The 7,712-nt window shown below is 69.0% G+C and carries 5 protein-coding genes; 1 reads left to right on the top strand and 4 read right to left on the bottom strand.

Annotated elements, in window-relative coordinates; translation table 11 throughout:
• Window positions 1–61 precede the first annotated feature (61 nt).
• Entirely contained in the window at window positions 62–3,598 is a 3,537-nt protein-coding gene (locus LzC2_RS18990) for a PVC-type heme-binding CxxCH protein (RefSeq protein WP_422652916.1), read from the top strand.
• A 131-nt stretch (window positions 3,599–3,729) separates the two neighbouring features.
• Here the strand turns inward: LzC2_RS18990 and LzC2_RS18985 are convergent, their stop codons facing one another.
• From LzC2_RS18985 to LzC2_RS18970, 4 genes are read right to left on the bottom strand one after another with little or no spacing between them, the layout of a single operon-like run.
• The gene (locus tag LzC2_RS18985; RefSeq protein WP_171189607.1) at window positions 3,730–4,203 is read right to left on the bottom strand and encodes a hypothetical protein; all 474 of its coding nucleotides are present in this window, start codon (window positions 4,201–4,203) and stop codon (window positions 3,730–3,732) included.
• 18 nt (window positions 4,204–4,221) lie between these two features.
• On the bottom strand, window positions 4,222–5,130 hold the full coding sequence (gene arsM, locus LzC2_RS18980; protein WP_171189606.1) for an arsenite methyltransferase: 909 nt from the start codon (window positions 5,128–5,130) through the stop codon (window positions 4,222–4,224).
• A gap of 17 nt (window positions 5,131–5,147) precedes the next feature.
• On the bottom strand, window positions 5,148–5,954 hold the full coding sequence (locus tag LzC2_RS18975; protein WP_171189605.1) for an aldo/keto reductase: 807 nt from the start codon (window positions 5,952–5,954) through the stop codon (window positions 5,148–5,150).
• Window positions 5,955–6,014: 60 nt separating this feature from the next.
• On the bottom strand, window positions 6,015–7,298 hold the full coding sequence (locus LzC2_RS18970; RefSeq protein ID WP_171189604.1) for an FAD-dependent oxidoreductase: 1,284 nt from the start codon (window positions 7,296–7,298) through the stop codon (window positions 6,015–6,017).
• Between the last annotated feature and the right edge of the window lie 414 nt (window positions 7,299–7,712).

The following is a 7,712-nucleotide window of genomic DNA, read 5'->3' as shown; positions in this document are numbered from 1 at the left end:
TCGCGGCGAGGTCGTCCCGCAGCCAATCCATATGGCCGCGGTTGTCCTCCACGCCCTTCGACTGCCGGAACGTCTCGCAGACGAACACCCGGCCGCGGTCCTGGCTCTCCCCGCGCTGAGCATTGCGGACGGACCGGACAATCCCGCGGAGCAATCGTACGCCCCGGCGATTGCGGAGGCCTCCGACGAACCGCAAAACTCCCTTGCCGGGTTCAAGCTGCCCGAGGGCGTGACCGGTTCCGTCTGGGCGGCGGAGCCGTTGCTCGCGAACCCCGTGGCGATCGACGTGGACCACCGCGGCCGGGTGTTCGTCTGCGAGACGTTCCGGCAGTCGAAGGGCGTGGAGGACAACCGCGGCCATATGGATTGGCTGCGGGACGACCTCGCCGCGAACACCGTCGAGGACCGCGCCGAATATATGAAGCGCTTCTTCCCGGACTGGCAGGAACGCTTCGCCTCGGAACGCGACCGCATTCGCCTGGTGACCGACTCCAACGGCGACGGCAAAGCGGACGGCTCCACCGTGTTCGCCGACGGCTTCGGCGACCTATTGGACGGCACCGGCGCCGGCGTGCTGGCCCGGCCGAACGGCGACGTGTATTACACCTGCATCCCCGACCTTTATAAGCTGCGGGACGACGACGGCGACGGCGTCGCTGACGAGGTCGACAGCCTTTCCACCGGCTACGGCGTGCGGATGGCCTTCCGCGGGCACGATATGCACGGCCTGACGATGGGACCGGACGGGCGGATTTATTGGTCCCTCGGCGACCGCGGCTATCACGTCGTCACGCCTGAAGGAGAGACCCTGTCGTTGCCCAGCGCCGGCGCCGTGTTTCGCAGCGAACTGGACGGTACGGGGTTGGAAGTCTTCGCCTATGGACTGCGGAACCCGCAGGAGCTGGCCTTCGACGACGCCGGCAACCTCTTCACCTGGGATAATAACTCCGACAGCGGCGACAAGGCCCGCTGGGTGCACGTCATTCAAGGTTCCGACAGCGGTTGGCGGATGTATTTTCAGTACCTCCCCGATCGCGGACCCTGGAACCGGGAGATGATGTGGATCCCCCGCGACACCCCGGCGACCGAGAAGTTCGGGGCGACCGGCGTTCCCCCGGAGACCGCCGCCGCGGCGGTCCAGCCCGGCCATGTGCTGCCCCCGCTGGCGAACAACGGCGACGGCCCCAGCGGCCTGACCTACGACCCCGGCGTCGGCCTGCCGCCGGAACTCCGCGGGCACTTTTTCGCCTGCGATTTCCGCGGCACGCCGGGCAACAGCGGCATCCGTCATTGGACGAACGAACGCGACGGCGCCACCTTTAAACCGGTCGATCAGGGGCAATACATCTGGGGCGTGCTCGCCACCGACGCCGCCTTCGCCCCGGACGGCAGCCTCTATGTTTCCGACTGGGTGACCGGCTGGACCGGCGTCGGCAAGGGCCGCGTCTATCGCTTCGCCCAGGACGATTATCTTGCCGAGGAGAGCGCTGAATTGTTAGCCGCCGGCTTCGACGGCTTGGACGAATATCGTCTCGCGGAGTTGTTGAATCATGCCGACCGCCGCGTGCGGGCCGAGGCTCAATATGAACTGGCGAACCAGAACGCCGTCGACGCCCTGCTGACCGTCGCCGAGGACGCCACCGCGGACCCCTTCGCCCGCCGTCACGCCGTGTGGGGGTACGGCCAATGCGTGCGAACCCACGGCGCCGATCCGGCTCCGCTGGCGACGTTGAGCGGGGACAGCGACCCGGTGATCCGCTGGTGGGCGCTGCGTTTGTTAGGCGAAACGGCGCCCGGGAAGTTCGTCCCGCAGTTCCTCGATGGATTGCAGGACGACGACGCCCGCGTGGTGCGGGAAGCCGCTCTCGCCGCTCCCCTCAACAATGCCGCCGCCGCGGGCTGGTTGCGGGAAGTGATCGCCCAGCGCGGCGACGACCCGGCGCTGTTCCACGCCGCGACCGTCGGCCTGAGCCGGGCCGCGGGCGTCTACGACTTCGCCCCGATGATGAGCACGTCCTACTTCTCGCGGCCCGGCCTGACGGAAGACGAGGTGCTCGCCCAGAACGCCCGTCTGCACCGCGCCGCGGCCGTCGCCCTGCGGCGGACCGGCAACTGGGACGCCCTCAGCAAAGCGTTCGTCAGCGGCATGGAAGTCTGGAACCACCGCGACACGGTCGTGCTGGAGCTGGCCCGCGCGATCGCCGACGAGCCCGCCCCGGCCGAGGCGGCCCCCGCGCTTGAAGCCCTCGCTGCGATCAGCGACCTCGGGGACGACCCGCAGCGGGATCCGCTCGCCCGGCGGGTGATGTCCGCAAACCTGCTGTTGGGCGGCCAGAAGCACGCCGCCCGGGTGGTCGCCCTCGCCGCGGATCCGTCGTTCCCCGCGCATCTCCGCGTCGAAGCGATGGAGGATCTGACGATGTGGGACGCCCCGGATCGGCTCGACCGCGTCACCGGCCGCCTCCGCTCCGCCGCGGAGTGGGCCGCGGTCTCCGAGGCGAACCAGATCGTCGCCGAGGGGGATCGGGAGGGCGAGATCGCCCGCGACGCCGCGTTCCTCCCGGCGTTGCTGACGGCGAACGTCGCCCAGTTGCTCAACGGCCCGGCGAAGGTGCGGGAGGCGGCCGTCGCTCTTTTATCCAAGTATAAGATCGAAGCGTCGCTGGATTCGATGCGCGTCCTCGCCGTGGACGAGACGCAATCGGTCGAGGTGCGGGTCGCCGCGGTGAAGGCGGTGGACGCCCTGACCGACGACGCCGCCCTCGCCGCCTCCGTGGCCCGGTCGGCGTTGCAGTCGGACAGCCCGGCGCTCCGCGCCGCCGCCCGCACGGTGCTGGTGAAGCGCGACCCGGACTCCGCCGTCGAAACGCTGTCGGACGCCCTCGAAACCGGCGCCCCGCTGGAGCGCCAGGCGGCCGTCACGGCCCTCGCCGGTCTCGGATCGAACGAGGCCGACGCCGTCATCAAAGTCTGGCTCGAGAAATTAATGGCGGGCGAATCGCCGCCGGAGATCACCCTCGAACTGCTCGAAGCGGCCTCGACACGCAAGGACGGCGCCCTGGGCGAGTATCTGGCGATGTACGAGGAGAACCGCGGCCCGGACAAGCTGGACCAGTGGACCGAAACCCTCACCGGCGGCGACGCCGCGGTCGGGAAGGAGATCTTCTTCGGCCGCAGCGCCGCAAGCTGTCGGCGCTGCCACATCGCCGAGGGCGAGGGCGGCGAAGTCGGCCCGGCGCTGGACGGCATTGCCTTGAAACGGGACCGCAAGTATTTGCTGGAATCGATCATCGTGCCCAGCGCCAAGATCGCCGAGGGCTTCGCCACCGCCGTCGTCCTCACCGAGGACGGTCAGGTGCAGACCGGCGTGCTCAAAAGCGAGACCGACGAGGCGATCACGCTCGTCCTGCCGACCGGCGAGACGGTCGTGATCCCGGCCGAAACCATCCTCGACCGGGCCGACGGCCCCAGCGCCATGCCGGCGGACATCCCCGACGCGCTCAGCAAACGAGACATGCGGGACTTGGTTGAATACCTCGCCAGCCTGAAGACCCTCCCCGAAGACGGCCACGGCGAGGGGCGGGCGGAGGGGGAGTGATCCAAGCGGCGAGCCGGGGGGTTTATCCCCCCGGTCCGGGCGTTCGCCGGCGTTGCAGAGCAGTTTGCTGCGCTCACCGGACCGGAGGGATCAACCCTCCGGCTCGCCGATCTCCTGCGACGCGGGTGAAGCTATGCGAGATTTCTCCGTTCGATGTTGCCTCGGACTCTGCTGTAGTGCTCCGGGGCGTCTTCGCCGAGTTCGGCGATTTTCTTGTCGATGTATCCGATAGCGGCTACCGCGTCACGTCGATTAAGCGTGACGCACTGCGAAGACATATAAGAATCGAAGGCGCGATCTACGCAACGTAGGTAGTGCGATAGATTCTCATCGCCGCCGCGTGTGAGCAATTCCTGGGCAAGAGCCGCGACGGATGGGTGGTGGACGCTGAACGAACTCTGCGAATACTGGGTCTCCGCATCGTAAAGATCGCGAATCAACTGGTCCGTTGCGATGACCGGGGTCTCAATGATCGCCGCGATGACATGGCGGCGGAAGTGGACATTCCGGTCGCGGAGTTCTGGTCCTTTCAGGCCGTTTGATTCAAATGCAATCCGTGATCGATCTGGAGGCGAATACGCGGCGGTGAATGAATCAATGTTCATTTGACGGTGGTCGGTTATTTACGGCTTCACCGCATACACCTTCACGCTGGCGGCGTAGTCGTTGATGTCGTGTTCGGCCAGCAGCTTTGCCAGGCGGGCGTGCAGGGTGGGGTCGGCGGACGCGTCCTGTTCGGCCGGCGAGCAGCAGCCTTCGTCGAGGATCGCCAAGCCGCCCGCGCCGGCGTCGCCCGCCGACGGGGAGCAGCACGCCCCCTGACCGTCGACGCTGGCGTAGGCGTTCAGATCGGAGCGGTCGTCGACGACCTTCACCTCGCTGAAGCCGGCGTCGGCCAGGCCGGTTTGAAACTGTTCGATCGGAATTGCTCCCGCGATGCAGCCGACGTAGGCGCCGACGTCGTCCTTGATCGCCTCGGGCAACGGCTTTTTGAGGGCGATATCGGAGACCGCCAGCCGGCCGCCGGGCTTGAGGACGCGGGCGATCTCCCGGAACACCGCCGGTTTGTCCGGGGCGAGGTTGATGACGCAGTTGGAGATGATGCAGTCCACGGAGGCGTCCTCCAGCGGGAGGGCGTCGATGGTGGCGTGGTGGAATTCGACGTTCGTCAGCGGCGTCCCGTTCGGCCCGCCCATGGCGGCGTTGACCCGGGCGCGCTCCAGCATCGCGGGGGTCATATCGATGCCGATCGCCTTGCCCGTCGGCCCGACCTTGCGGGCGGCGAGGAACACGTCCAGCCCGCCGCCGCAGCCCAGATCGACCACCGTCTCCCCCGGCCGCAGGTTCGCCGTCGCGGTGGGGTTGCCGCAGGAGAGGCCCATGTTGGCGCCGGCGGGGATGCTGTCGAGTTCCTCCGCGCTGTAGCCGAAGGCCTCCGCGACGGCCCGCACGCCGGCCTCGGCGCCGGTCAGGGCGCTGGCGGCGACGGCGCCGTAGTTCTCGCGGACGGAGTCTTGCAGGGTGGTCGTCATGGGCGAAGTGTAGGCACCTAGGCCGCCGCTCGCACCGGGGCGGCTGTGGGCTCGTACTGCTCGGCCGCGGCGACGTTCGCTCGCAGGTTCGCGGCGCTGGCGGTGCCGATCACCAACGAACTCACGCCCGGGCCGTCCAGACCGAACCGCACCGCCTCCGCCGGGTCGTGCCGGCCCGCGGCCAACGCTTTCTTCACCAGCACGCCCACGCCCCGGCGGTCGGCTTCGGCCATCACCGCGGCATGCGACGTGTCGTCCGCGTGGTATTCGACCATCACCACGTCCGCCCAGTTCAACGCCTGGGCGCAGCCGGTCGGCGTTTTTCCGGAGAGACCCACGGCCCGGCAGACGCCCCGCCGTTTCAGGTCGAGCAGCGTCGCGACCGCGTCCGTTTCGTTTTGAATGTAAGCATCCCGGCCGTCGGAGTGAATCAGCAGCAGGTCGACCGCGTCGGTCTTCAACGTCCGCAGGCTCTTGACGACCGAGGAATAAATCGCCGTGCGACTGTAATCGTAGCGGCTGGCCGTCTCGCCGGAGGGGGTGAGGCCCCACCGCTCCCCGACTTTCGTGCACAGCGTATATTCGCTGCGCCGATGGGCGACGAAGCGGCCGATGCGGGCCTCGCTGACGCCGTAGGCCGGGGCGGTGTCGATCAGCGTCACGCCGGCGTCGAGCGCGGCGTTTAATAATTGATCCGCCTCCGCGTCGGTCGGCAGCGGGTAGGGGGTCGGATACTTGATGCCGCGGTTGCGGCCGATTTTAAAGGCCCCGAACGAGACGGGCGAGACGGACTGCCCGGTGCGGCCGAGGGGACGAGCGTTCATCGTGACGTTCTCGGGGAAAGGACGATTGATCTCACAGCGTGCTCCGCTTCGCCGTCGCCGTTAGGCGGCGCGTCGCAGCGGGGCGTGGAGCGTGCGCCATTCGCAGGTCTCCCACGGCGGGGCGGCGACCGCGGGGCGGGGCCAGTCGGCGGGCGGGAGGAACGCGGTCCGTTCGCCGCGTCCCACCCGTTCGGCGAGGCGGGCGGCCAGCACCGGGGCGAGGGCCAGCTTGGTCGGCCAGCAGGTGTGCACGTTGCCGGCGGTATAGATTTGGGCGTCCTCCGGCCGCATCCCGCCGGCGTCGCCCTCGGCCCGGTCCACGCGATAGGTGGCCCATTCGCAGTGCGACAGGTCGAGGCCGGGGATCGCTTCGCTCAGTTCTCGCTGAGCCTTCTCGATCAGCGCCGGCGGGTCGAGTTTCACCCCTTCCTCGGCGAGTTGCCCGCCGACCTGCCAGACGACGTGGCCGGACGAATCTGTATCGGACGTGATCGTGACTCGCGTCTTCGCCCCGTCCACGCAGTGCCCGGAGAGCGCCGCGAGCCGATGTTCTCCGACGGCGGGGCCCCGCACCAGAACCATATGCAGCGGCCGACGTTGCATCGCGGGGACGTTCGGCCCAGCCGGCAGTCCGAGGGCGCTGAGCAGGCCCGCGTTGCCGGCGCCGGCGGTGAGGGCGACGTGCCGGGGGGCGACGGTCAGTGTGCAGCCGTCGGGGGCGGTCAGGGTGACGGTCCGCACCTGTCCGCCGTCGGCGTCGAAGGCGAGGCCGTCGTTCGCGACCCGCAGCAGGCGATCGAGGTTCCGATTCCGCAGATTCGCCACGAACCCAGCGGGGGAGAGCACCTGTTCGTCCAACCGACAGACCGGCCCCTTCACGCTCCGCAGCACGGGGGGGATCTCCGCGGCGGGCAGGGCGGTCGGAGCGACCCGCAGACCGGCTTTCGCCCCGATCATGCCGAGCCGCCCGGTCAGCGATTCGCTCCGCCACAGATAACAGTGCGGGGCCCGGACGGGGGTCTCCGAGAGGTTCGGATGAGAGCCGCCGGCCTCCCCTTCCTGCGGAAACAGCAAGTCGGGGTTCCCTTCGACGCAGCGGCGCCAGAGGCCGGGCATTTCGCGGATGTTCCTGGCGCTGCCGGTCAGCAGGCCGGTGAGCGTGTATTTGAGCCCGCCGTGGACGATCCCCTGACTGGCGACGGTCTGCCCGCGGCCCAGTTCATCGCGTTCGGCCAGCAGGCAGGAGAGCCCGCGACTGGTCAGCGCGTCCAACGCCCACAACCCGGCGACCCCGCCGCCGATCAGCAGCACGTCGATGGGGGCGGCCTTGGGAGGAGCGTTCATGGAAACGTTGTAGAAGGCGACGCCGTCCCGGGGAACGGCGGATCCGATCGAGCGATCCCCGGCCCGGCCGTTTGCTGCGTGCGGAGCCATGGCGAACCGCGCAGCGGCGAACCCGACCGTGGAGCAATCGCTCCGCGGTCGGGCCGCTCGGTCAGGTTGTCGACTCAGGTTCTGCATCACGCAATTCGTTCGCCGCCCCGCCCGGTCGAAGCCAGGCCCGGCTGGTGTTTGCCGGGGTTGGGAGTGGAGAAGAAGTGATACGGGCGTCCGGCGCTCGCCGGGCCGCGGGGTCGAACCGCCCGCGGCGCCCGGGGCCGGGCGAAGCCGGTCCCTCATCGGAACCGGTTCGCTGGCTCTCCCGGACCACCGCGCGACGGGGTCGGCGTCCGTGCCGACGGGCGGGGGGCGGATCGC

Origin of the sequence: Alienimonas chondri, from assembly GCF_013036045.1 — a bacterium.
Taxonomy (GTDB): Bacteria; Planctomycetota; Planctomycetia; order Planctomycetales; family Planctomycetaceae; genus Alienimonas; species Alienimonas chondri.
The sequence above is the reverse complement of the archived record's forward strand: the minus strand, read 5'-3'. Positions and strand labels throughout refer to the sequence as shown.